This window comes from Halocynthiibacter sp. SDUM655004, from assembly GCF_026015885.1.
Classification (GTDB): Bacteria; Pseudomonadota; Alphaproteobacteria; order Rhodobacterales; family Rhodobacteraceae; genus Falsihalocynthiibacter; species Falsihalocynthiibacter halioticoli.
This window is the reverse complement of the sequence record NZ_JAPDUG010000006.1, coordinates 24,487-45,803: the sequence shown is the minus strand read 5'-3', so window position 1 is coordinate 45,803 and position 21,317 is coordinate 24,487. Positions and strand designations below refer to the sequence as shown.

The 21,317-nt window shown below is 54.5% G+C and carries 30 protein-coding genes; 24 read left to right on the top strand and 6 right to left on the bottom strand.

Going from position 1 to position 21,317, the window contains the following annotated elements; translation table 11 throughout:
• Nucleotides 1-14: 14 nt before the first annotated feature.
• The 6 genes from N9C89_RS15815 to N9C89_RS15790 form a co-directional block, all read right to left on the bottom strand.
• Nucleotides 15-797: a hypothetical protein gene (locus N9C89_RS15815; RefSeq protein WP_263955001.1), complete on the bottom strand. Its 783-nt coding sequence runs from the start codon at nt 795-797 to the stop codon at nt 15-17.
• A gap of 11 nt (nt 798-808) precedes the next feature.
• The gene (locus N9C89_RS15810) at nt 809-1,186 is read right to left on the bottom strand and encodes a hypothetical protein (RefSeq protein ID WP_263955000.1); all 378 of its coding nucleotides are present in this window, start codon (nt 1,184-1,186) and stop codon (nt 809-811) included.
• Nucleotides 1,186-1,380, bottom strand: coding sequence for a hypothetical protein (locus N9C89_RS15805; RefSeq protein ID WP_263954999.1), 195 nt, complete (start codon nt 1,378-1,380; stop codon nt 1,186-1,188). Before N9C89_RS15805 ends, N9C89_RS15810 begins: the two co-directional genes overlap by 1 nt.
• Complete coding sequence (locus N9C89_RS15800) at nt 1,377-1,751, bottom strand: hypothetical protein (protein WP_263954998.1); 375 nt, start codon at nt 1,749-1,751, stop codon at nt 1,377-1,379. The genes N9C89_RS15805 and N9C89_RS15800 overlap by 4 nt, the downstream gene beginning before the upstream one ends.
• Nucleotides 1,748-2,107 carry a DUF2761 domain-containing protein gene (locus N9C89_RS15795; protein ID WP_263954997.1) on the bottom strand — a complete coding sequence of 120 codons (360 nt, stop codon included), beginning with the start codon at nt 2,105-2,107 and terminating at the stop codon, nt 1,748-1,750. Before N9C89_RS15795 ends, N9C89_RS15800 begins: the two co-directional genes overlap by 4 nt.
• Nucleotides 2,108-2,342: 235 nt before the next feature.
• Entirely contained in the window at nt 2,343-2,699 is a 357-nt protein-coding gene (locus N9C89_RS15790; RefSeq protein WP_263954996.1) for a helix-turn-helix domain-containing protein, read from the bottom strand.
• 59 nt (nt 2,700-2,758) lie between these two features.
• Here N9C89_RS15790 and N9C89_RS15785 point away from each other — a divergent pair, with 59 nt between their 5' ends.
• The 24 genes from N9C89_RS15785 to N9C89_RS15670 all read left to right on the top strand — a co-directional run bounded on the left by N9C89_RS15785 (nt 2,759) and on the right by N9C89_RS15670 (nt 21,310).
• Entirely contained in the window at nt 2,759-2,959 is a 201-nt protein-coding gene (locus N9C89_RS15785; RefSeq protein WP_263954995.1) for a hypothetical protein, read from the top strand.
• A 453-nt stretch (nt 2,960-3,412) separates the two neighbouring features.
• On the top strand, nt 3,413-3,676 hold the full coding sequence (locus tag N9C89_RS15780) for a DUF2312 domain-containing protein (RefSeq protein WP_263954994.1): 264 nt from the start codon (nt 3,413-3,415) through the stop codon (nt 3,674-3,676).
• 29 nt (nt 3,677-3,705) lie between these two features.
• A complete protein-coding gene (locus N9C89_RS15775) occupies nt 3,706-4,275 on the top strand; it encodes an MT-A70 family methyltransferase (RefSeq protein WP_263954993.1) in 570 nt (189 codons plus the stop codon).
• A gap of 14 nt (nt 4,276-4,289) precedes the next feature.
• The gene (locus tag N9C89_RS15770) at nt 4,290-4,646 is read left to right on the top strand and encodes a helix-turn-helix domain-containing protein (RefSeq protein ID WP_263954992.1); all 357 of its coding nucleotides are present in this window, start codon (nt 4,290-4,292) and stop codon (nt 4,644-4,646) included.
• Nucleotides 4,639-5,232, top strand: a complete 594-nt coding sequence (locus tag N9C89_RS15765; protein ID WP_263954991.1) for a hypothetical protein — start codon at nt 4,639-4,641, stop codon at nt 5,230-5,232. The genes N9C89_RS15770 and N9C89_RS15765 overlap by 8 nt, the downstream gene beginning before the upstream one ends.
• Before the next feature lie 107 nt (nt 5,233-5,339).
• Nucleotides 5,340-5,603 (top strand): hypothetical protein, encoded by a 264-nt coding sequence (locus tag N9C89_RS15760; RefSeq protein WP_263954990.1) that lies wholly within the window; start codon nt 5,340-5,342, stop codon nt 5,601-5,603.
• Nucleotides 5,600-6,400, top strand: a complete 801-nt coding sequence (locus N9C89_RS15755; protein ID WP_263954989.1) for a YdaU family protein — start codon at nt 5,600-5,602, stop codon at nt 6,398-6,400. Before N9C89_RS15760 ends, N9C89_RS15755 begins: the two co-directional genes overlap by 4 nt.
• Nucleotides 6,401-6,417: 17 nt before the next feature.
• Nucleotides 6,418-6,870, top strand: a complete 453-nt coding sequence (locus N9C89_RS15750) for a hypothetical protein (RefSeq protein ID WP_263954988.1) — start codon at nt 6,418-6,420, stop codon at nt 6,868-6,870.
• Nucleotides 6,871-7,084: 214 nt separating this feature from the next.
• Nucleotides 7,085-7,579 carry a hypothetical protein gene (locus tag N9C89_RS15745; RefSeq protein WP_263954987.1) on the top strand — a complete coding sequence of 165 codons (495 nt, stop codon included), beginning with the start codon at nt 7,085-7,087 and terminating at the stop codon, nt 7,577-7,579.
• A gap of 21 nt (nt 7,580-7,600) precedes the next feature.
• The gene (locus tag N9C89_RS15740; protein ID WP_263954986.1) at nt 7,601-8,131 is read left to right on the top strand and encodes a hypothetical protein; all 531 of its coding nucleotides are present in this window, start codon (nt 7,601-7,603) and stop codon (nt 8,129-8,131) included.
• A 9-nt stretch (nt 8,132-8,140) separates the two neighbouring features.
• Complete coding sequence (terL, locus tag N9C89_RS15735; RefSeq protein WP_263954985.1) at nt 8,141-9,694, top strand: phage terminase large subunit; 1,554 nt, start codon at nt 8,141-8,143, stop codon at nt 9,692-9,694.
• 266 nt (nt 9,695-9,960) lie between these two features.
• Entirely contained in the window at nt 9,961-12,225 is a 2,265-nt protein-coding gene (locus N9C89_RS15730; RefSeq protein ID WP_263954984.1) for a hypothetical protein, read from the top strand.
• Nucleotides 12,226-12,237: 12 nt separating this feature from the next.
• Complete coding sequence (locus tag N9C89_RS15725; protein WP_263954983.1) at nt 12,238-12,855, top strand: DUF2829 domain-containing protein; 618 nt, start codon at nt 12,238-12,240, stop codon at nt 12,853-12,855.
• Nucleotides 12,852-13,343 (top strand): hypothetical protein, encoded by a 492-nt coding sequence (locus N9C89_RS15720; RefSeq protein WP_263954982.1) that lies wholly within the window; start codon nt 12,852-12,854, stop codon nt 13,341-13,343. The genes N9C89_RS15725 and N9C89_RS15720 overlap by 4 nt, the downstream gene beginning before the upstream one ends.
• Entirely contained in the window at nt 13,340-13,606 is a 267-nt protein-coding gene (locus tag N9C89_RS15715) for a hypothetical protein (protein ID WP_263954981.1), read from the top strand. Before N9C89_RS15720 ends, N9C89_RS15715 begins: the two co-directional genes overlap by 4 nt.
• Complete coding sequence (locus N9C89_RS15710) at nt 13,603-13,983, top strand: hypothetical protein (protein ID WP_263954980.1); 381 nt, start codon at nt 13,603-13,605, stop codon at nt 13,981-13,983. The genes N9C89_RS15715 and N9C89_RS15710 overlap by 4 nt, the downstream gene beginning before the upstream one ends.
• Nucleotides 13,984-14,072: 89 nt before the next feature.
• Entirely contained in the window at nt 14,073-15,260 is a 1,188-nt protein-coding gene (locus tag N9C89_RS15705) for a hypothetical protein (RefSeq protein WP_263954979.1), read from the top strand.
• Between the two features lie 36 nt (nt 15,261-15,296).
• Complete coding sequence (locus N9C89_RS15700; protein WP_263954978.1) at nt 15,297-16,253, top strand: phage major capsid protein; 957 nt, start codon at nt 15,297-15,299, stop codon at nt 16,251-16,253.
• A 70-nt stretch (nt 16,254-16,323) separates the two neighbouring features.
• Complete coding sequence (locus N9C89_RS15695; RefSeq protein ID WP_263954977.1) at nt 16,324-17,154, top strand: hypothetical protein; 831 nt, start codon at nt 16,324-16,326, stop codon at nt 17,152-17,154.
• 12 nt (nt 17,155-17,166) lie between these two features.
• Entirely contained in the window at nt 17,167-18,117 is a 951-nt protein-coding gene (locus tag N9C89_RS15690) for a hypothetical protein (RefSeq protein ID WP_263954976.1), read from the top strand.
• 176 nt (nt 18,118-18,293) lie between these two features.
• Nucleotides 18,294-19,610, top strand: a complete 1,317-nt coding sequence (locus tag N9C89_RS15685) for a hypothetical protein (RefSeq protein WP_263954975.1) — start codon at nt 18,294-18,296, stop codon at nt 19,608-19,610.
• On the top strand, nt 19,571-20,059 hold the full coding sequence (locus N9C89_RS15680) for a GNAT family N-acetyltransferase (protein WP_263954974.1): 489 nt from the start codon (nt 19,571-19,573) through the stop codon (nt 20,057-20,059). The genes N9C89_RS15685 and N9C89_RS15680 overlap by 40 nt, the downstream gene beginning before the upstream one ends.
• Nucleotides 20,040-21,107, top strand: a complete 1,068-nt coding sequence (locus N9C89_RS15675) for a hypothetical protein (protein ID WP_263954973.1) — start codon at nt 20,040-20,042, stop codon at nt 21,105-21,107. The genes N9C89_RS15680 and N9C89_RS15675 overlap by 20 nt, the downstream gene beginning before the upstream one ends.
• The gene (locus N9C89_RS15670) at nt 21,107-21,310 is read left to right on the top strand and encodes a hypothetical protein (protein WP_263954972.1); all 204 of its coding nucleotides are present in this window, start codon (nt 21,107-21,109) and stop codon (nt 21,308-21,310) included. The genes N9C89_RS15675 and N9C89_RS15670 overlap by 1 nt, the downstream gene beginning before the upstream one ends.
• Nucleotides 21,311-21,317: the final 7 nt, after the last annotated feature.

Below are 21,317 nucleotides of genomic sequence, written 5' to 3'. Positions count from 1 at the left end.
AGGCGTGGGCGGCGTTAAGCCGCGCTCACTTTCTCCGCGATAGAGATTCCAGGGATTTTGGTTTCATCCACGTCTTTCGCGCGAACGTCCGCTGTTGCGAGGCGCGTAAGAACGTCGATCACGTCTGGGTGGTCGCGGTAGTACATGAAGACTTGCAGCGGGTTCTCAACAACAGCATGGCGCGATTTGCGGGTTGAGATCGTGCGCCCTGCGCCTGTGGCAGAGCCGACAGATTTCTTTACTGGTGCGCTCGCCTTCTTAGCTTCCTTCTCTGCGGCCTTCTTGGCCGCTTCGGCTTCCACCAGCGCCCCAACGTCATTCTCTTCCTCGGCCTTCTTTGCGGCCTCTTCGGCAAGACGTGCCTTTTCGCGAGCTTCGGCCTCTTCTTTGCGCTTCTTCTCTTCTTCGGCCTTTGCCTTCTTGTCGATGTAGCTGGCAATTAAGGGCTTGAGCTTGTCAGCGGCGGTTTTGAGCTTGTCGAGCTGCGGGGTATATGCGGCTTGTACGGCTTTACCTGCATCGTCATGCGGCTTTTTCTCCGCTTTGCGAGCGGTATCGACTTCTTTGTAAAGTCCGCGAAGGCCGGCAATCATATCTGTCGCCTTTTCGGCGTGATCGTCTGTCTCAATCTGTTTGAGGTCCAACCAAGCCTTGTTGGCCTTCATAAACTCGGTGACGCGCTCAACAAAGCCAGCCAGCTTCTCTTGCGAAAACGGGGGCGGGTTGTTGTGTCCGAGTCCGGCCAGCTCCGCTTGCTTTGGCTTGATCTTCTCGTCTGGGGTGATGGGGGCGTTCATTGGTTTTCCTTTCAGGGGGTAATGGGCGTGAGTGCCAGATTGATCGGCGTGTAATCGTCTTTCATCGCCGGAATTGATCGACGGTTTTCAAAGAGCTGGTGAAATGCCGCCTCGCTGATCGGCTTTAGGTGCGACCAGATTTCTTCGATTTTGTCTTCGTTGATGCCATCCACCTCGCAGCGCATCCGCTCGTCGTCGGCGAGTTGGCCGGTGTCTGGGTCAATGTCTTGCTCAACGGTGATTAGAACCGGCACCCAAGGGCCGAGCTTTACGCGGCGCATCTTGTACCAGCCGCATTGCGGCTCAATCTCGTGGCGCTCAATATCCGGATTGGATAGCGCCTCTTGGTGCCACTGGTGCAGCTCCTCGATGGAACGGGCGTAACGCATCAGCTCTCTTCCGGCTCGGAGAATATGTTGGTTTTGTGACCAGTGCCGCCGCACGAATAGCAAGGCTCTGTCAGGATCGTTCCTCTGCCGCTCGGATAGGACACGGTTTTCTTGCCACGACATGCGCGGCAGAAATCGGAAGGATCGAGAACCGGACTGATTGGAGTTGCGACAGTTGTTCGTGAAAGTGTCATTGGTACACCTCAAAAGCGCGTGTTGCGTCAAAAGCCGCTTGACCGATTGCTTTGGTGGCGATGGTGCCGAGAAGCATTGCGAGCAGGGCCGCGATAAGGAAACCTCCGGCGAAAACGAGAACGCCAAAGAGCATTTCGGTGAACTTCTGGCGCTGAACTTCGCGCTTGTGCTTCGTCCAGTCGAAACCTCCGAGGGAGCGGGGAGGAAGAGGAGTGTTCACTCCCCCAGAGGTTTCGGGCGTGGCCGGATCGCCAACGCCATCCCGCGAGTGAACTGAATAACAATCTTCACTAGCTAACTGGTGAGCGGGAACGCTCGCCGCTCGCAGGAAATCGAATGTGTTGTCGTTTACGGGGCGAGGAATATTCATTGTGCTGCCTCCGCAAGAACCGCAAGCAGGGCAGAGTCCACGAAAAGCCGGATGCCTTTGGTGTCTTCCTTTGTGACCGTGATGGGGTTTGGACAGTTTTCAAACCAAACATCGAACCGATCATTGTTAATGTATGGGTCAACGCCTTCGAGATAGCGCCAAGGATCAAGCCCTAGCTCGCCGCTTTTCGTCAGGTATGCATAAAGATTGCCGTGATATTGGGCTTCGACAGCACCGGCCAACGTGACTTCTTGGCGTCCTGTACGTGACGCAAGCGAATGAACGCTGTCGATATAGGCTTCAACGCCGCTCGGATAGCGCGTCTTTTCGTGAGGGATGATTTCGATGTTTGGCACTCGCGCCTCCCAAGCAGGTTGTTGCTGTTTGAGAGGAGCGTAAAATAGGAAAAATCCTACGTCAAGAATAAAATAGGAAAAATCCTACAACGGGAACAAAATTAAATTGTTTCCAAAATTGCCATAAAGTTGCCGCAAGGGAACTACACTAATTTCGACAGAAATTAAGGAGAGAATATGTCGGAAGTAAGAGAATCCCGAATTTTGGAGGTTTGTGAAATGTTGGAGGAGCTGGCTACTTGCCCTTCTCCGGATCGGGAATCTGAGCTTCTGCTGATTTTAAAAGCACCTCCCTTATCTCGTCTGATAATTGAGACATTGCAAAAAGCATCCGGCGTTCCTCTGGAGTAAGGTTCGCGGAGCGATCCCCTCCGGTGATCTCCCACACAGGAACGTCCAGGGCGTTCGCCAGTTTTACAAGGGTAGCATACTTCGGACTCTTTGCTTTTCGAGTAAGAATATCTCGAACAGCCGTATGATTCATCCCCGCCGCTTTGGCGAGGGCGCTCGTGTTTGTCTGCTTCTCTAATATTAGCCGCTTCAAGTTTGCGACGATCAAATCATCAATATCCATATTACGTTGATTGTGCATGGATGGGATTCCCGCAAATATGATATTTCCTATTTACAAGATAGGATTTTTCCTACATCGTGCAGCGCATGATGCTGGAAGAATTGAAAAAAGAAGTCGAGGCGTTTCTAGTCTCCGAGCGCATGTCTGCAACAGCTCTAGGACGCGAGGCGGTATCTGACCCAAACTTTGTTCACGACCTGCGAAAAGGTCGCGAACCACGATTCAAGACAGTGCGAGCGGTGACAAGTTTCATGCAACGCAAGCAAAAAGGCGATTAGCCATGTCCGCTGAATTTATCTCCTCCCGTTCTAAACATCTGTCTTCACCTGAGCAGCCTATGCGCAGAAAGGGCGGAAGGTCTTCTCCAAAGTTTTCGGAGAGGGTCGGCTCTCGCGATTTTCGCAAGCAATTTGTTGTCCAGTGGCGTGACTTTATCCGCGCCAATTTTGAAAGCCCTGCGCATGTGGCTCATGTTTTTCGCGTCGATCCTTCGACCGCTGAAAACTGGTGGGCCGGATCACACGCGCCTTCTGGGTGGGCCGTTGCTTTCGCTCCTCACGCGGTCAGGAGGGAACGAAAATGAAATCTGGCTGGTGGGGCATAGAGCAGATTTACCGTTTTGAATTTTATTGCGCCGCGCTCCTTGGAGCGTTGGCGAGCTGGTGGGCCGTTTCGAGTGCGAGGCGGCTCAAAAACTTTCGGGAAAACTTTCCAACAGAGGACGAAACGATATGAAGACCGATACGAATAACGCTGACGCAAGTTATCGAGTAACCGCTGACGAGCTGCGCCAGTTTGTTGAGCGGATCGAGCGGCTGGACGCCGAGAAGAAGGACATTGCCGAGCAGCAGAAAGAGGTGATGGCCGAAGCGAAAGGGCGCGGTTATGACACCTCCGTTCTTCGCAAAATCATCGCTCTGCGCAAGCGTGACAAAGACTCCATTGCCGAGGAAGAAGCTGTCCTCGAAATGTATAAAGAAGCGTTGGGCATGTGATGGAGCCGCGTACCGAATTGGGGTGCAGCATGGGTGACAGCTCATATTCCGATATTAGCGAAATTCCGCTTTTCAGATATGGGCTGATCGTTGCTGATCCTCCTTGGACGTTTGCAACGAGGTCGCGCAAGGGAATAACCCGCAAAGGCGCGAGCGGCCAATATTCCACAATGTCTCTAGAAGACATTAAGAACATGCCGGTTGCCGAAATTTCTGCGCCAGACAGTGTTCTGTGGTTATGGGCAACAAACCCGCTACTCGATATTGCCTTCGAAGTGATGAAGGCTTGGGGTTTCCAGTTCAAAACCGCCGGCCATTGGTCAAAGAAAACCGTTCACGGCAAGCAAGCGTTCGGTACTGGATACATTCTCCGGTGCGCGGGTGAGCCATTCCTGATTGGCACCATAGGCAAACCGAAGACAGCGAAGAACGTGCGCTCCGTCATTGAGGGGCCGGTTCGAGAACATTCCCGAAAACCAGACGAAGCATTTGAGGCCGCGTCACACCTCTGCGGTGACGTTCCGAAAATAGAACTCTTCTCACGCCAGCCGCGCAAAGGATGGGACGTGTTCGGAAATGAGATTCACAAGTTTGCGTAATAGGAGACAGTCACATGACACACCAGACGACAATCCTTGGACCTTCGAGCCGCGTGTTTGAAGCCGATTTCGAGGAGATCACGGAAAAAGTATGCGATGTTTACGGGATTTCCCAACAGCTACTTGTTTCCAAGAACCGCAGCTTCCGCGTTTGTGAGGCTCGAAATGAAGCGGTTTGGCACCTTTTACAGCTCGGTCATTCGTATACGGCGATTGGTCGGGCGTTCAATCGGGATCACAGCACGGTTATTCACGCCGAAAAGAGGCACCAGAAGCGAGTGGAAGAGGAGTCCAGGTTCTCCGCGTATCGCTTCACTTCGGCTCGATCCCCTGTTGTGGCCGTTAAATCCGAGGGGTTTTCTCATGGTTAAAGAAGAAGTCATTTATTTCTATATTCCGGAGTTTGAAAACTCGGTCAAAGGCATGAGTTCAAAGGCTGTTGGCGCTTATGTGTTGGCGCTTATGGCGTTCTGGAAGAATGGCGGCTGCATGAAGTGGGAAGACTTGCGCCGCGAGGTTCCCGCGCTCGTTGAGACAGGCGATACAGATTGGCTTGGCGACCAGCTTCTTACAATACGCGACGATGGGTATTTGACGCCCTCCGCGCCAGCGTTCCACGCAGCGGCTGAATCCTTCGGCATCCTGAAAGACCCGCAAGCGCCAATAAAGCCGGAGCGCGAGATTGCGCCGGTCGAAGAGAAAACAGAACCGAAGTTTTCCGAGGCTGGCTTGCTGCAAGCTATCTTGAAGGCCGCGCGTATTAAGACACCAGAAGACCAGCCCTTGTTCTGGCAGCGCCGCGAACATCAAATCGAGGCGGTAAAGCTGGTGAATGATAGCGGACTGTCGAGTGAAGAGGTTATCGCGCGTCTTGAGGCGTCCGACGCGCAGCCAGAGCTGCGCCGGATCGCAGCTCTTGCGCCCCTCCTGAAATCAAAAGGGAGGGCGTCACGGTGAATATGAGGCCCAATCGAGATAGGTTTTGGCGCAAACCAAACACCGAAAGCCTCGATGATCGACGCCAGAGAGCCTACTTGCATTTCCGCAGGAGGCTTCACGAGCGCGTGTCAGAGGACATTGATGCGCTTGAGCTATGGCGCACCCTGACGGATGCGGTGCAACAGCTCGATAGCAGCAAGGTAACTTATGTGGGCCGCGCTCACAGGCTCAACGAGCGCCGTGTGTGGCGTCTTGATGAAAGCGTTATAGGGAAAGCTCTGTGTTTCGTGTGGGATCGCGAGATTGAGCGTCCTGTAACCATCTTTGCCGAGGATATGGAAGTGCGCCTACATGGCCGAGAGCCATTCCTTGCGGGGGGTGAGGCGTGAACGGTCTACCATACTATAAGGCTTATCCGCGCGACTTCATCGAAGGCACCATTGGGATGCCGTTCGAGGTGAAGTGCGCCTACCGCGTTGTTCTGGACATTATCTATATGCAGGGCGGCAACCTTCCTGATGATGCTCGATATATTTCTGGCTTGCTTGGGTGTTCTATTCGGAAGTGGAAAAGCATCCGGAAACACTTGGTTGACGCCGGTAAAGTTGAGGTTTCAGGCGAGTTTCTGACGAATAATCGAGCCGAAAAAGAACTCGAAAGTCTCGCGAAACTTCAAGATAAACAGCGCGAAAAGAGGTCCAGACCTAATAAAAACAACAACTTACAATCTCCGCAGTCACACCAACCAAAACCAGAACCAGAACCAGAACCAGAGAGAGTAATAACCACCACCACCAAGAGGATAGTAATGGAAGCCGACTGCAAGCCGCCGGAAAATGGTGGTGGTGGTGGCTCCTCACGCTCAATTCCAATTGATGATGATCGAAAAAGGATTCTCGCCGCTGTTGGTTCTGATCGCTACGGCTTCACCGATTTCATGGAAGCAAAGCGCTGGAGTGACGAGCTTTCCCTGACCCTCGAAGCGCAAGAAGCCGTGATTACTGACGTGATGGACGGTCGCAGCGATCCGCCGAACTCCCTGAAATTCTTTACTCCGGCCATGCAGCGAGCTGCCGGAGCTGATGCGCAACCCGCATTGACGCCGACCGCACCGCAATCGGACGGAAGAAAAACAGGGACAGGGTACGCCGAAGAGCTGCGCAAGATTTTTGACGAAATAGCCTGAAAAGAAAGGGGTTCAACATGACCGAAGACATACTGAAAAATAGGTTTCTCGCTTATTTGCAACGCCTTTCAGCGCCACGAGCTATTGCGGAAAACATCGAGGCCAAGAAAGCCGAGGTTGAAGGTCTTCTTGCCATTCTGCGCAAATACGCAGCGCCAGAGCCGCAACAGTGGTGGGAGAAAGTCGAGCTGGTGTTGATGGAAGAGTGCAAAAGCCGCTCTTGGCCAACAGGTAACGAGCTGCGCGAGGCTTGCACGAAGGTCAACGCAAAGCTCGGAACCGTCCAGACAAGCAGAAAGGCCGGCGTTGGCAGCGGATACCGTCCAGACAAGGCGAAAATCACCGCAAAGCGCATAAAAAAAGGGGAACCAGTAGGTGAGCGCGATCTAACCGGCGTTTTGGCGCGAGAAATGATCGAGCGAGAGTTGGTGACGCAAGCTGAACTAGATTCCTATGGCATTTCAGGTTGATAGCGGCATGGCTAAGTGTTTCAAAGATGGTTGTTCGAACCTCGCCCCCTACGGGGTTCGGCTTCCTGGAATACTTAGCGACCTGCCGGAAAACAAACGCGGATCGTTGAGAAGCTGCAAAGACCATTTCGAGGAAGCGGTAAGCCGCCGAGACAAAGCAATAAGCGTTTCGAGGGATGAAACCAACAGTGATAGCTAAGGGGCATTTGGGGATATGACGGGCGAAATTTTTAAGTCGGAAGTCTCGACCACATCGGGGCTTTTGGATTGGGCAAAAGGCGCATTGATGGGCGATTGGTGCGTTTATTTCACTGGCAACATTTCAATATCGCGCGTGAAAGATAAGGCCGTGGGCCAGCTCGCAGACACAGCGTTTTTTTTATCGGAGTGTTCTTGGATCAACTTGTCGCAAGGGCGGCACCCTGCGAGTGACGGTTACACCTACATGGCAACCCGCACCGGCAGAGGGCATGTGCCTAAGTCGGTTATGTCGCAAGAGGTCAGCGCAGCCGAGTATCAGGCGTTAAGCCTCGTGTTGAAGCGATCCCCAGACATGAGCGCAACCCGTGCTATTCGATATGGGCTTGGGGTTCCTGAAAACATTGCGGAAAACATTCTAAAGACCCTCGACAGCCGTGGTTTTGTCACGAAAAAAACGACAGGAATACCGTGGGAACTATCGCCGCTCGGTCGGTCGGTTCTGCTTTGATTGCGAAAGGTGTTCAACTAGATGGCTTCGGATAAGAATTACCTCAACAAGCTGCCGGTTTTGGTTGAAGAAGAAGACCCGCGAGCTGGCAACGCTCGAAAGTATGATGCCGAGCTGCATTGCCAAATGGTGCGCGATCTGGGGCAGGAGGGCGCTTTCCCTGCCGAATGGTGCGCAAACATCGGTATTCATCGCTCAACCCTGCATCGGTGGGCCAACCAGCACCCAGAGTTTGACGAGGCGCTAAAACAAGCGTGGTCACTCTGTCAGGCATGGTGGGAGCGCAAGAACCGCGAGAGCATCGGCAACCCCAACGCCAAGACCGCCCTGATTATCGAAACCCTGCGCAAGCGCTTCCCTTATTCTTGGGGGAACAACAGCGCCATTGATACCGAAGAGGATTACAGGAACCGGCCTCGCGATATTACAGAAGACGGGACACCCAAGGCCGAGGAATTGAGCGCGGATGAAGTCGCGAGCATGGACGACGACGATCTGAAAGAGAAAATCCGCGTCTTGCAGGAGCGCTTGAAGATAACGCGGGATGGGTAGCGGTGCCGTATGAAGTACACCAGCGAAGAGGAGCTGTTATTTAACCTTCTGGAAGAGGAGGAGAAGCGGGAGGCGCAAAACTCTTTCCTCGCGTACTACATGCGTATGACCGGCTTTACGCCGGAGCTGCACCACAAGATCATTTGCAAGCTCTTGCAGTCGATGGACGAAGATAAGGTTGACCGCGCAATGGTCTTCCTGCCGCCGAGGATGGCGAAAAGCACCCTCTGCACCATGCTTTTCCCGTCTTGGCTCATTGGCAAGTATCCCAAGACACAAATCATGTCCGGCGTTCACACGCAGCGCTTTGCGGACAAGATGGGCAAGATCGTACGCAATTACGTGCGCAACGCGAAGTATCCATTCAAAACCGAGCTGGCGAAGGACAGCCAAGCGAAATCAGCGTGGGGAACAACAGAAGGGGGAGAATACAACGGTTTCGGCCTCATGGGCGGATCGACACACGGCAACCCCGCTGAATGGCTTATCATGGACGATCTGATTAAGGGCCGAAAGATGGCGCTATCAGCTCACATGCGCGAGGAGGCGTGGGAAACCTACAAGGCTGACTTGCTCACCCGCCTACAGGGACGCCGCAAGCAGCTCATTGTTACAACCCGATGGCATGAGGACGATCCGGCAGGGCGCATCCTTCCCGCTGACTTCGACGGGAAAACCGGATGGTACAAAGATCGCGAGACAGGCGAAAAGTGGTTCGTGCTGTCCATTCCTGCGCTCGCCGAGCATGAGAACGATCCTCTGGGCCGGAAGATTGGCGAATGGCTATGGCCAGCCAAATGGGGCGCGAAAGCGTGGGCCGCTGTCCGAAATCGTGGCGGTTATATCTGGTCAGCGCTCTATCAGCAGCGCCCAAGCCCAGAAGAGGGGCTGATGTTCAACGACGAGCATATCATGCGCTACAACCCCGCGCAGCTCGACACGACAACCTTGCAGATTTACGGCACGTCCGATTACGCGGTGACTGCCGAGGCCGGTAACAACGATCCGGATTACACGGTGCATCAGATTTGGGGCGTCGATCCTGAGTTTAACATCTATTTGCTCGATATGTGGCGCGGTCGCACAACGTCTGACGTGTGGGTCGATCAGTTTATTCGGCTCGTGCGCAAATGGAAGCCGCTGCGCTGGTTCGAGGAAAGTGGGCAGATCATCAACGGCGTGGGGCCATTTCTCAAGCGACAGATGCAGCAAGAGCGGGTTTTCGTTAATCGCGTGGGCCTCACGTCCTCCACATCGAAGGAACAACGCGCTCAATCGCTTCTGGGGATGGCCAGCATGGGCAAAATGTATCTGCCAGACCGAGACAAGGTGCAAAAATACCTGCTGAACTACCTCGATGCCTTCGAGAAAGAGCTGAAAGCCTTCCCCGCCGCCAAGCATGACGACACGGTGGACCCTGCAACGCTCTTCGCGCGGGGATTGGATCGGATCATTGCCGGTAAGCCGTTCACTGGACCAGACCCAGAGGGCGAAACACTCGATCAGCTCCACGCAAGACACGAAGCCGAGAAACGGGCGCGAGAACGAGGCCGAAGACGTTAAGGAGAAATCACATGAAAAAGTTTGCAAAACACCTTTTGACATATTTCCGCTCGCGTTCAACGCCCGATCCGCGCGTTGACTCGGATACCTGCGACCACGATTGGAAAATATTCCCCGCCGTTATCTTTACTGCGCTGCGGTGTTCGAAGTGCGGTTTGGTCTATCATCATCGCCCCAGAAAGCGATGAACGGTTGATTTGGCAAATTCGCCGCAACTCGTAACCGCTCCAAAATAGCTTGGCTCCAACGGAAAAAAGGGGCCACCTATGAAACGCGAGCTGATTTCAGCGACAGAAGCCGGTCGGGACGGTGACGAGATCATACCGCACCAGCCAGTGCGCGAGTTTCTGCACGACGAGGCAGAGACAGACGAAGAAGCGCAGCAGCGTGGGCCTGACGAACAGCATCGGTTCTGGGATGAACAGATTGCCGCAGCTCTGACGCATGAAAACCGGTGGCGCACAGAGGCGCTTGATTGTGAGATTGCCTATTTCGGGCGTGACGACGATCCTGGTCGCGGCTCCGACCAACACGCTTCCGGTGGCGATCCGAACCGCATTACCGACAAGCAAGCGTTGATCCACGCCAATATCGACGTTCTAAAGCCCCTCATTTACTCGGAAACACCACAGCCGCTTGTTCGACGCCGGTTCCGTGGCGATGGACGCCACACAGACCCGACCGACCTGATGGTTGCCGAAGCCGCGCAGCGTGTGGCGCAATTCCTGATCGAAGACGGATTTGATGATGCAATGGCAGGGGCGCGGGACGATTATTTGATTGCCGGTCGTGGCGCAGCGCGTGTCATTTACAAAGCAGACTTTGAAAAGGTCAAAATCCCGAATCCGGAAACAGGGCAACCGTTCATTGATCCGGAAACAGGCGAAGAAATCGAAATGGAGTTCAAGTCTGACGAGTGCGTGAAAACCTCTTACTCGGAATGGCAGCGCCTTCTTTTCGCACCTTCTCATTCATGGGATCAAATGCCGTGGCTTGCCTACGAGGTTCCCATGACCCGCGCCAGTATCACGCGCCGCTTTGGGAAGGAAAAGGCAGACGCCATATCCTATGTGAAGAAGGGATTGAAGGGCCAGAGCCGCGCGGATGGCGACGAAGAGCGCGAGAACGAACGCCACACCGGCGATTTGACCGATACTTTCGCGAAAACCGTTTCCCCGTTCGATACCGTCAGCGTTTGGGAGATTTGGGACAAGGAAAACCGCAAGGTTATCTGGTGGTGCAAGGAATATCCGGTCAGCGTCCTCGATATGGAGGATGATCCGCTTGGGCTGGAGGACTTCTATCCAATGCCAGCGCCGCTATTGGCCACAACCAAGGGCAAGGAGCTGACGCCGCGCCCTGATATTAAGTATTACGAAGGTCGCGCCGACGAGATCGACGAAACAACCAACAAGATGCTCGACATTATGGAGGCGCTTTCTGTCTCCGGCGTCTTCCCTGGCACCATGAAGGAAGAGGTTCGCAAGCTCTTATCCGGCAAGAACCAGATGATCCCTATCGAAGATTGGGTCGGGCTGATCGAGAAGGGCGGAGTAAACAACATCATCCAATGGTTGCCGATTGACCAGATGATTAAAGCGCTTCAAGCCCTCGACACGATGCGCGACAGAGCCAAGCAAGCGATGTTCGAAGCCTCTGGCGTGTCTGACATTATGCGAGCGCAAGGCGATCCGAGCGAAACAGCCACAGCCCAACAGATCAAAGGCCGCTATGCCGGTTTGCGCTTGAGTGATCGCCAGCAATATATGGCCGTTTTCGCGCGAAATATGATCCGCCTCATGGTTGAAGTCGCTGTTGAACACTTCGACACGACAACACTGGCCGAGATTTGCGGGTTGGACATTCCGTTGACCGAGGCAGAGCGCCAACAGGCGATGGCCAACAACGAGATACTGATAGCCAAGTTCCAACAGGAGCAGCAGGATTATCAGAATATCGTGCAGCTCATTCAGCAATCCGGACTTGAAGCGCAGATGCCGCCCGAACCTACGCCGCCAGAGCTGCAAGAGGTGGCCGAAACATCGTGGGAGCTGGTTCACGACAAGCTCAAACAGGACCGCAAGCGCAAGCTGACAATCTCGATTGAGACAAATTCCACCATTCTCGCCGATGAACAGGCCGACAAGGAGGCGCGTATCGAGTTCTTGGGCGCGTTTGCCAACTTTGTTGAACAGCTCGTGCCGCTCGTGGGTACAGGGCAGTTTGATTTCAAGACGATCAAGGAGCTTCTGCTCTTCGGTGTTCGCGGTTTCTCCAAGTCGCGCACCCTCGAAGCGATGATTGCGGACATTCCCGACGAACCTCAACAGCAAGAGGAGAAGGAAGATATTCAAGTCACGGTCGCAAAAATCCGCGCCGCTTCCGCCAAAGAGCTGAAAGAAATGGAGCTGGCCGACAACGAGGCAGATCGCCAGCACGAGTCCAAGAAAAAAGCCGCTGATGTGGTGATGGATGGACAGAAGATTATCGCCTCGAACCAGCCACAACCCCCGCAGAACCCCCAAAAATAGAAAGGAAACTGCATGTCACGCACCTATCGTAAGAAGCCCGTCGATATTCAGGCTGTTAGAGTCCCACTCAATATCGAAAGCTCCCCAGAAGCCGCCAAAAAGCTCGCAGAGATCGCAGACTGGTGCAATGGCGACATAACGGAAGACCTTCCAGGACGCGGCTATGCCATTGCTATTTCCACGCTCGAAGGCGTGATGCTGGCCGAGCAAGGGGATTGGATCATTCAAGGCGTTCTTGGTGAGTTCTATCCCTGCAAGAACGAGGTTTTCCAAAAGACCTATGAGCCGGTGGCAGAGGATGAAGCCCCACAACAAGAGGGGTTAACCTTCGGGCAAGCGATTGAAGCGGTCAAGAACGGCGAGAAAGTCGCGCGAGCTGGATGGAACGGCAAGGGAATGTGGTTGGCGCTGTCTGGCGGCATGGATGGCCACGTTGTTCACCATTCTAACTTCTGGTCAGAACACAACGCCGCATGGGCGCGTTCAAACCCTGACGGACATGCCAAGGTTTTGCCCTCGATCACCATGAAAACCGCAACCGGCGAAATCCTCATGGGCTGGCTTGCATCCCAAACCGACATGCTCGCCGAGGATTGGCTTATCGTGCCTTCCCCGAAAGGTGACGCATGAGCGCGGTAGGTCTTTCGAAAGAGGAATACGAGCGCGTCTTTGGCCCCAAGGACGATCTCGACCGGCAACCAGGGCGAACGCGCCTCTGCAAAACATGCGGAGGTTGGCACCTGCTTAACCGCTGGCCGCACAACTGCATGAAACCCCAAGACACGCCGCCTCAAATACTCCCTGCGCCGCAGCTCGCGCCCACGTTTGAACCCTTTATGACCGGCAAGACGGATACAGCCACCTATATCGGGAGCCGGAACGACAAGCGCGAATACATGAAGCGCAACGATCTGGTCGAATACGACGAGGGCGTGAAGCACGACACGGTGAGCGAACGCGAGATCGAGCGCGAGATTGTCCAAGACCTCAAGCGATTTGAGGAAACCGACCCGCTCAACATTCCGCCAGACCTCAAAGTGAGCGAGCGTGTGGGGGATTTGGAGAAGAGTTCCGATAGCCCAGACGTTCAGGCCGACAATGTGGAGATAATCAAGTGAAGTCGAAAGCAGAGCGCGAAATCATCCCCGCGCGAAAAGGGGAATCTGACGAGGAACAGCGATTGCGCGAGGCCATCAACAGGCATTGCGGCCAGCTCTGCGCCTCCCTTGATGCCGCTATCCGGCTCCGGACAGCTTCAAACGAAGCCAAGAAGGCACGGCACCAAGCACGGAACCACCTCACCGAATTTGCGCTCAAAGCGATGTATGCCCAAGCGCTCAACTGCTCTGAACAGAGCGAAACCCAAGGAGAGAAGCCATGAATACACCTGAAACAGAGGGCCAAGACGCCACAGCAGAACAAACCCCTGCGGAAAACGAGAACCAAGCGGCAATCGAGGCCGAAGTTCCTGCCGGTGAAGCCGCCGCACCTGCGGTAACTCAGCCCGAACCTGCTCCAGAGCCAGAGCCAGAGGCAGCAGCTCCAGAAGAAGAGGCCGCGCCAGAGCCAGAGGCCGAGGCCGAAGAAGAAGCCCCCAAGGGCATGACAACAGCCGAAGCCGTTGCTGCGCTTCAATCCGGAAAGTGCGTTAAGCGCACCGGCTGGACGGATGGCCGACACATCGACCCAAAACACATGGGTCACGGCTTTGCCATTACAAAACAAGACTTTGACGCAACCGATTGGACGGAAATTTAAGCGTCTAGCGAAATTCGCCGCAACTCTGCTCCCCCTGTCTCCACGATAGGGGGAGTTTTGCAACCCAACCCCATGCGGAGAATTTCACAATGCCAAACAAAACGCTTGAAGAGCTGAACGAAGTCGAGATTTTCGAACAAGACGAAGCCGAGGACGAGTCCGAAAAGGATATTCGCGAGGCGTTCGATCAGATGATGGCCGACGACGACGAAGACGATGGCGGCTTTGATGCTCCTCTTGAAGAAGATTCAGCCGAGCTGGCAGAAACCGTAAGCGCCGAAGAGGGCGCAGAGATCGCCGCCGAAGCGCGAACCAAAGGCGCAGCCGCGAAAGCCTCCGAAGACGCCGAGGATACCAAGCCGGAAGACGAAGACGCTTCCGAAACCTCCGAGAAGACAGCGAAAGACGACAAAGGCGAAGGGCCGGACTACGGTTCTATGTCGAATGACGATCTTCTAGGCGGCATCGAGGGCGACCATAAGGAAGAAGTGAGCCGCCGCCTGTCCAGCTATGACGAGCTGATGGGCAAGTTTGACGCCCACAAGGAAGAGCTGGAGCGCCACGGTGGAACGCCAGCACAGGCAATCGACCGTTTCCTTGAGCTGAACAAGTTCGCCTCTGAAAAGCCTGACGAGTATGTGGCTTGGGTTTTGAAAGAAGTGGGCGGGGATAACGCGCAAGAAGCTCTTCAAAAAGCCGCAAGCCACCTTGGCCTGAAAGTCTCTGAGCAAGACAGCTCCGACGATCTTGACGACGACGAAATGTTTATGACGGATCGTGAGCGCGAGCTGATCGAAGAAAATCGACGCCTCCGTGGGGAAGGCGGCGAGGGCGCACCCTCTTTCGGTCCAGACACGCCAGACCGCAAGAAACAGCGCGAGGTGCAAGACGCGATTGATGGTTTCTTGAACGAAACCGACGACGATGGGAACCTCGTTCACGGCAATTTTGACATGCTGTCGCCGCGTATTTCGCAGCTCGCAGCAGCTCATAAAGCGCAAACAAATCAAGATGTTACGATAGATACCTTGCGCGAAATTTACGCACAAGCGGATCAGGAAATGCGCGACCTCTATGGGGGTGGCAACACTTCTGCCGCAACTCAAGAAACATCTATGACAAAAGAGATTCAAACCAAAGCCGCCGCAAGCGCCAAGGCGAAGCGAGCGAGCAAATCTGTTGATGGGACCGGCCAGGGAGCCAGCCATCGCCCCGCGCTGCCGGAAGACGCCTCACTTGAGGACACAATACGGCACTTTTCGAGCCTTCAAAGCTAAGGACAAAGCGCGGTTATCGACTGAAAGGTTTTAGTCATGTCGAACCCGAATTGGGGCGAAGTGGCCACCACCACGCTGGCCCATCGCCGTAAGCGGATCGCTGACGCAGTTTCAAAAAACAACATTCTGTTGTATGAGCTTCGTCGTCGTAAAGCGATCAAAACCATTGGTGGCGGTCGCACGATCACCACGCCTATTCTCATGGGCGACGAAAACGCAAACTTCCAATGGTACACAGGCCGCGAGGCTCTGAATGTTGCCGGTCAAGAAGTCCTCACATCTGCGGAATTTCCGTGGAAACAGTGGGCTGTTGGCGTTTCCATCAGTGGACTCGAAATGCTGCAAAACAGCGGACCAGAGCAAATCCACAACATGATGGCGTCCCGCATCAAACACGCGGAAAAGACCATCCAGAACCAAATGCACAAATCCGCATATGGTGACGGTACTGGTTCTTCCGGTAAGGAGTTTGGTGGTCTTGGCCTCTTGGTCAACGAGACAGCTGGTGCAACCGTTGGCGGCATCAACTCCACAACATACGGCTGGTGGGACAACATGCGTTCGATCACCGGCGTTGCGGTGTCCACCACCAATATCTATGCAAACATGCTCAACCTCTTCCTGAGTTTGCGCCGTGGCACAGATATGCCGGATTTGATTGTGTCGGATAACACTTACTACTCCGCATACAACCAATCGCTCCAATCGCAACAGCGCTTCATGGACAAAAAGCTCGCGTCTGGCGGCTTCTCCAACATCATGTTTGAGACAGCGCCCGTTGTGGCTGATGGCGGCAATGGCGGTTACGCCGATGCTGGCATGAAGTTCCTGAACATGGATTCGATAGAACTGATTATGCACAAGAAGCGCAATAACGTGGTTCTTGGCGGTCCTCGTCGCCCTCTCACAGAGGACAGCGATACCGTTATCATGGCCGGTATGGGTAACTTCGTTATCAACAACCGGATGCTGAACGGCGTTCTCGCGTTCTAATTGACGCATTGAAAACACGGTCGAGGCGTTCGCGCCTCGATCCCAACACTTTTCACGGAGAAAGCACCCAATGGATATTTCGCAACAGTTCAACACAGGTGGCAACAGCCTCGCATCACGCGATCTGACAAACCAAACCTTCTCGGATCACCTCGCTCCTGTCGCGTCCAAAGGTGGTTTGAATATCGCCTTTTCTCATGTGCGCGTCCGTCTATCGACCATCGAGCCAGAGAAAAACGGGAAGATGGAAACCCGCCTTGTCGTGTTCAAGCAGCCCAAGGGCGACCGCTACACAGTCGCGGCGCGTATGATTACGCCGGAAAAGGCAATGGCTGACCCAGAGCTTGCCCACGCCTATCAAATGTTTGTCCAGTATGCCGAAGTTCCGACTACAGGCACACCGCTTCACGAGCTTCCTGGCATTTCTCAATCGCAAATCGGCCTTCTTACCATCAACGGGCTTCGCTCTATCGAAGACCTTGTGGAAACACCCGACGAGCTTATCAACCAGATGGGCCTCGAAGTCATGGCCGCGAAGAAAATCGCTATCCGCTGGACGAAGCAGAAGGGTGATGCAGCCGAAACGATTGAAACCGCAGAGCTGGAAGCCAAGCACGAAGTCGAGCGCAAAGCCCTGTCGGAACGCCTCGCAGCTCTTGAGCGCCGCAACGCCGAGCTGGAAGCCGAAAACAAGGCGCTCGGAAAGATTCAGGTCCAATCCGGCGGGGATCAGGTTCATTCGGTACACATGCCAGGGGTTTCCGCGTCCGGCTCCGGTACAGTCGAGGTCGAAAGCGATGTGCCAGACATTGACCCTGACGATGGCTTTATGAGCGGCGGTGACATTACCGCAGACGGGAACGCCGATCTAAACGATGGCGATGTTGACCCTCTAGGGTAAAGGGGGCGTTAAATGCCGCGCACGATACTGGAAATTGCAAGGGAAGCCGCAGAACGGGACGCAACAGCTCCCCCGCCTTCGACTCTGTTTGGCACAAACAACCGTATCGCGCGTACCCTGCGCAACGCTGCAAAAGACACTCTGCGCGAGTATATGCGGCGTTGCGGATCGAGCGGCCTCAGTGAATTTCATTCAACGTGGGTTTTCTCGATCATTCCTGGGCGGTTCACTTATCAGATGCCGCCTGACTTCCTCCGCGCCATTCCCCACACAGAGGGGCGCTTTGGGTGGGATTTGAGCTTTCTAGGGCCAGCAACGCCGCAAGTCTGGGCCAATTGGCTATTGCGCCGCAGCCATGTAACGGCCTCGATGGGCTGGCGGATCAAAAACGGCGTCCTCTTCATTGATCCGGTGCCGCGCGAGACAGCGCTTGTGTCGTTCGAATACATTTCAAACTATCCGGTTGTGTCTGAAATCCGCGAAGGCGATTACGACTTGAACGCCGATCCGATCAACACGATTGCGCCTCTGGTGCCGCGCGATGGCTTTCTGGACGTGACGGACTCTGCCGCGCTGAACGAAATGGGCGCTTCTTCAAGTTTCGAATACGGAGAAGGCGAGGGATATGACGATGCCGAGTGGGACGAAGGACCGTTCGAAATCCTGCGCCGGATCGACCCGAACAGCGAAATCAACCCTCTGCCACAGGTGCGCCGACCAGAGTTCACGCAAGACGACGATATGCCGGCCTTTGTTGACGATTATGCATTGTCGCTTGGCATGACGTACCGCTTGCGCCGCGCTCTTAGCAAGCCTTACGCAGAACACGCGGCGGAATACGAAGCCGAGCTGGACGCCAAAGAAAGCCATGACGCCGGTGGGGCGCGTGGGTTCTCGCTTGGCCGGAGCGGTCAGTGTCACGGAGCCGTGCCTTTGGGCGCTGGAAAGTGGATGGTGTCGTAATGTCCTACGCAAGACGCCGACAACAGCAGCTCGCAGCGCGAAACAGCGGATACGGGCAATCACAAGAAATAACCATACCTTTACCAGTCGGCGGATTGTTCTCAGAATCCAAGAACGCCGAGCTTAAAGGTATGTATGCAGGGGAGTTATTGAATTGGCGTTCAACTGGATTCTCGTTGACTACTCGACCTTTGCTAAACTTCTCTGGTCGAGCCTCGAAAGGCAGACACCGCGCCATTCAACGGATTCCTTACGAGTTCGGCGGCAACAGCACCTACCTAACCACCTATCGCGAAAGAATTACGGACGGGAACACGATCTTCTCGCGCGTCTTCAACGGCGAGGCCAGCGTGGCATACATCAGTTCCCACGCAGTAATTGTTGATGGGTTGGACGATATTCTCCTCTATGACGGGGTGAGCTTTTCGCCCTCGTTTATGACGACGAACACGGGCTTTAATCCGGCAGAGTTCGACGGTGTGACCGCACACCACGACCGGCTTTATCTCTGGAAAAGCAAGGGCGGTGTGCTGGAGTTCTATTATGGTGGCGTTGGCGAGATAAACGGCGAGCTGACGCGCTTCCCTCTGGACCGTCTGGGCAACATCACCGGCACAATTAGCAGTATTGTCAGCCTGACAATCGACGGTCGGGAGGGGGTAAACGATGTGCTTTGCATTGTCACCACCACTGGCGAGATCGTTCTATATGAAGGGCTTGACCCAGGGGATGCTACGTCTTGGTCAACAGCCGGACGCATCAAGGTTGCGCCGCCTGTTGGGCCAAAATGCTTTACGCGCGTTGGCTCCGACTGTTGGATTTTGACCGTCAGCGGCTTGGTTTCTGTTGCAAACTCGCTGTCAAACGGTGCAATGGCGCTGATTTCTGAACTAACGCGGCCTGTCGCCGAAGAAATGCGAAAACATCTTGCGGAAGACGACAGAGATTGGCAGCTCCACACAGCCGCGAACGGCTCTATGGCAATCATCCACTCCAGTAAGACCGACACAAACGAGTGTTTACAGTTCCTTTTCAATCTGGATAGCAAGAGCTGGTCCACAGCCGACTATCCCGTGAGCCGGTGGCACAATCTTGGTTTCAAAACCGGCGCGACAGACTTCGACGGGCGCGTTGCGCACCTAGATTTCGTGGCCGATGGCGGCGATACGCCGATCACAATGCGATGGGTGTCGAGCTGGTTCCGGATGCCAAAGCGCGGCGGGATCGAATACATCGTCCCACAGATTGTCGCGCACGGCCCCGTAACGGTTAAGGCGCTTGTGCTGACCGACCACAACGCCACACAAGCCGACTACGACGAGGCCGAGCAGGTCGTGACACTCTATCCTGAAACCCCTGCCGACAATCCCCAAGGTCGCGTATCAATCAACGAAGAAATCGCACTCGATGCCTCTGGGTCTGTCTATCAACTGCACTTGGAGGTAACTGCAACATGGGCGGAAATACTGAGCCTGACCGCAGCCGTGGTTTAGTAATAGAGCGCGTGGGCAGCGTCATGTTTGGCGCTGACAGGATCGTTGGCGAGTGGGTTGCCGAGCGTATTCCAACCTTTGTCCATACTCCGGAAAGCAAGGCACTAGGCGTCATTAAAGGCGATAAGCTCGTGGCCGGTGTTGTTTATGAGCGGTTTAACGGTGTGCATATGGAGGTATCCATTGCAGCCGATACCGGAAGCCCGTGGGCGGATCGCGAAACGCTCCGGACCTTATTTCACTACCCATTCATCCAGCTCGGTTGCGCGGTGATTTCTGTGATCGTACCGGCCAGCAACCTGCAATCCCTCAACCTTGCAACCAAGCTCGGTTTTCACCCAGAGGCATATATAAAGTTTGCCGCACATGACGGTTCCGCGCTGGTAGTTCTGAAAATGTTCCGAGAAACCTGCAAGTGGATTGATTACGATGGGCAAAAAGGGCGGTAGCGCACCAAAAGCGCCAGATGCAAATGAGGTCGCCAAGGCCGAGTCGCAATACAATCGCTTGAACACCTACTCTCCGTCTGGGGCAGGGGTGCGTTACGGCTATACAAACTCCAAAGGTAAGTTTGTCGAGGGACAGCCGAAAGGCAATGCGCAAGCTGCCGTGATGCAGAAAGAAAGCGCCACACAAAGAAAACTTCGTCAACTTCTGGAACCCGCCAGCGTCAATGTCACGAAGAGCGTTCTGAACGACCGCATGAAAAACATGCCTGATGTGGCCGAGATCGGCGACAGGGGCGATATTGCGCAAACCATCTTTGATCGAAATATGTCAATGATGGAGCCGACGATTGAAAAGGGCAACGAGCGCTTGATTAGCAACCTGCAAGCGCGTGGCCTTCCGGTCGGTGGTGAGGCGTTCAACGAAGCCTATGGCGAGCAGCAGCGCCAAACCCAAGACACGATCTCGCGGCTCGCAATGGATGCAGATATTGCCGCAGGTCAAGAGCAATCCCGACTCTATGGCCTCGAAGCGGACGCCCGTTCTCGCGCAATGTCCGAGCTGGCCGCTATTATGGGCGGTTCTTATCAGGCTCCAACATCACAGCCGAGCGGATCGGCGAACCCTATCAACTATTCGGGCGCAGCCAACAACCAGTACAACGCTGAACTAAGCCAGTACCAGCAGAAGCAAAAAGAAAACATGGCGACAGCGAACGCGGCAGGAAGTATCGCCGGTGCTTTGATTAAGAGTTCTATAAATTTCAAAACCGTTAAGGGCTATCTCAACGGCAATGCGGCAACGATGGCGCTCCAGCGTATGCCCATTCATGTTTGGCAGTATACGCCAGAACACCGCCCCGAAGGCGATCATGGCGGCAATCATGTCGGGCCAATTGCCGAGGATTTCCATGCACTTACTGGCTTGGGCATCTCGACGCATATCGACCCGATTGATTACCTCGGTATTCTGTCGAGCGCCCTGAAAAACGCGCTAGATCGCATTGATAACCTAGAGCGTGAATTGCTCTACCGTGAAGGGGGTAACTAATGTCTAAGCTCGTTGGACCATTTGCGAACGCCAATGTTACGGCCAACCCGAACGGGCCGAAAATGGCAGCTCCGAGCGCGGCGAAAGCAAAGCTCGATCTAAAGTCAGAGGAAGGCAAGAAGATGCTCATGGCCATGCTTCTTAACGGCATGGCTGGCCGCAACACGCTCATGGGTCAAACCATGATGAACAGCAAGAAATAGGGGCAGA

What these genes read in the sequence shown, in the direction of transcription:
- N9C89_RS15780 (WP_263954994.1), top strand. Translation starts at nt 3,413, where the DNA reads ATGAAGACCGATACGAATAACGCTGACGCAAGTTATCGAGTAACCGCT.
- N9C89_RS15690 (WP_263954976.1), top strand. Translation starts at nt 17,167, where the DNA reads ATGCCGCGCACGATACTGGAAATTGCAAGGGAAGCCGCAGAACGGGAC.
- terL (WP_263954985.1), top strand. Translation starts at nt 8,141, where the DNA reads ATGAAGTACACCAGCGAAGAGGAGCTGTTATTTAACCTTCTGGAAGAG.
- N9C89_RS15740 (WP_263954986.1), top strand. Translation starts at nt 7,601, where the DNA reads ATGGCTTCGGATAAGAATTACCTCAACAAGCTGCCGGTTTTGGTTGAA.
- N9C89_RS15710 (WP_263954980.1), top strand. Translation starts at nt 13,603, where the DNA reads ATGAATACACCTGAAACAGAGGGCCAAGACGCCACAGCAGAACAAACC.
- N9C89_RS15705 (WP_263954979.1), top strand. Translation starts at nt 14,073, where the DNA reads ATGCCAAACAAAACGCTTGAAGAGCTGAACGAAGTCGAGATTTTCGAA.
- N9C89_RS15800 (WP_263954998.1), bottom strand. Translation starts at nt 1,751, where the DNA reads ATGAATATTCCTCGCCCCGTAAACGACAACACATTCGATTTCCTGCGA.
- N9C89_RS15805 (WP_263954999.1), bottom strand. Translation starts at nt 1,380, where the DNA reads ATGACACTTTCACGAACAACTGTCGCAACTCCAATCAGTCCGGTTCTC.
- N9C89_RS15750 (WP_263954988.1), top strand. Translation starts at nt 6,418, where the DNA reads ATGACCGAAGACATACTGAAAAATAGGTTTCTCGCTTATTTGCAACGC.
- N9C89_RS15700 (WP_263954978.1), top strand. Translation starts at nt 15,297, where the DNA reads ATGTCGAACCCGAATTGGGGCGAAGTGGCCACCACCACGCTGGCCCAT.
- N9C89_RS15775 (WP_263954993.1), top strand. Translation starts at nt 3,706, where the DNA reads ATGGGTGACAGCTCATATTCCGATATTAGCGAAATTCCGCTTTTCAGA.
- N9C89_RS15745 (WP_263954987.1), top strand. Translation starts at nt 7,085, where the DNA reads ATGACGGGCGAAATTTTTAAGTCGGAAGTCTCGACCACATCGGGGCTT.
- N9C89_RS15720 (WP_263954982.1), top strand. Translation starts at nt 12,852, where the DNA reads ATGAGCGCGGTAGGTCTTTCGAAAGAGGAATACGAGCGCGTCTTTGGC.
- N9C89_RS15815 (WP_263955001.1), bottom strand. Translation starts at nt 797, where the DNA reads ATGAACGCCCCCATCACCCCAGACGAGAAGATCAAGCCAAAGCAAGCG.
- N9C89_RS15790 (WP_263954996.1), bottom strand. Translation starts at nt 2,699, where the DNA reads ATGCACAATCAACGTAATATGGATATTGATGATTTGATCGTCGCAAAC.
- N9C89_RS15730 (WP_263954984.1), top strand. Translation starts at nt 9,961, where the DNA reads ATGAAACGCGAGCTGATTTCAGCGACAGAAGCCGGTCGGGACGGTGAC.
- N9C89_RS15765 (WP_263954991.1), top strand. Translation starts at nt 4,639, where the DNA reads ATGGTTAAAGAAGAAGTCATTTATTTCTATATTCCGGAGTTTGAAAAC.
- N9C89_RS15810 (WP_263955000.1), bottom strand. Translation starts at nt 1,186, where the DNA reads ATGCGTTACGCCCGTTCCATCGAGGAGCTGCACCAGTGGCACCAAGAG.
- N9C89_RS15675 (WP_263954973.1), top strand. Translation starts at nt 20,040, where the DNA reads ATGGGCAAAAAGGGCGGTAGCGCACCAAAAGCGCCAGATGCAAATGAG.
- N9C89_RS15725 (WP_263954983.1), top strand. Translation starts at nt 12,238, where the DNA reads ATGTCACGCACCTATCGTAAGAAGCCCGTCGATATTCAGGCTGTTAGA.
- N9C89_RS15695 (WP_263954977.1), top strand. Translation starts at nt 16,324, where the DNA reads ATGGATATTTCGCAACAGTTCAACACAGGTGGCAACAGCCTCGCATCA.
- N9C89_RS15670 (WP_263954972.1), top strand. Translation starts at nt 21,107, where the DNA reads ATGTCTAAGCTCGTTGGACCATTTGCGAACGCCAATGTTACGGCCAAC.
- N9C89_RS15680 (WP_263954974.1), top strand. Translation starts at nt 19,571, where the DNA reads ATGGGCGGAAATACTGAGCCTGACCGCAGCCGTGGTTTAGTAATAGAG.
- N9C89_RS15770 (WP_263954992.1), top strand. Translation starts at nt 4,290, where the DNA reads ATGACACACCAGACGACAATCCTTGGACCTTCGAGCCGCGTGTTTGAA.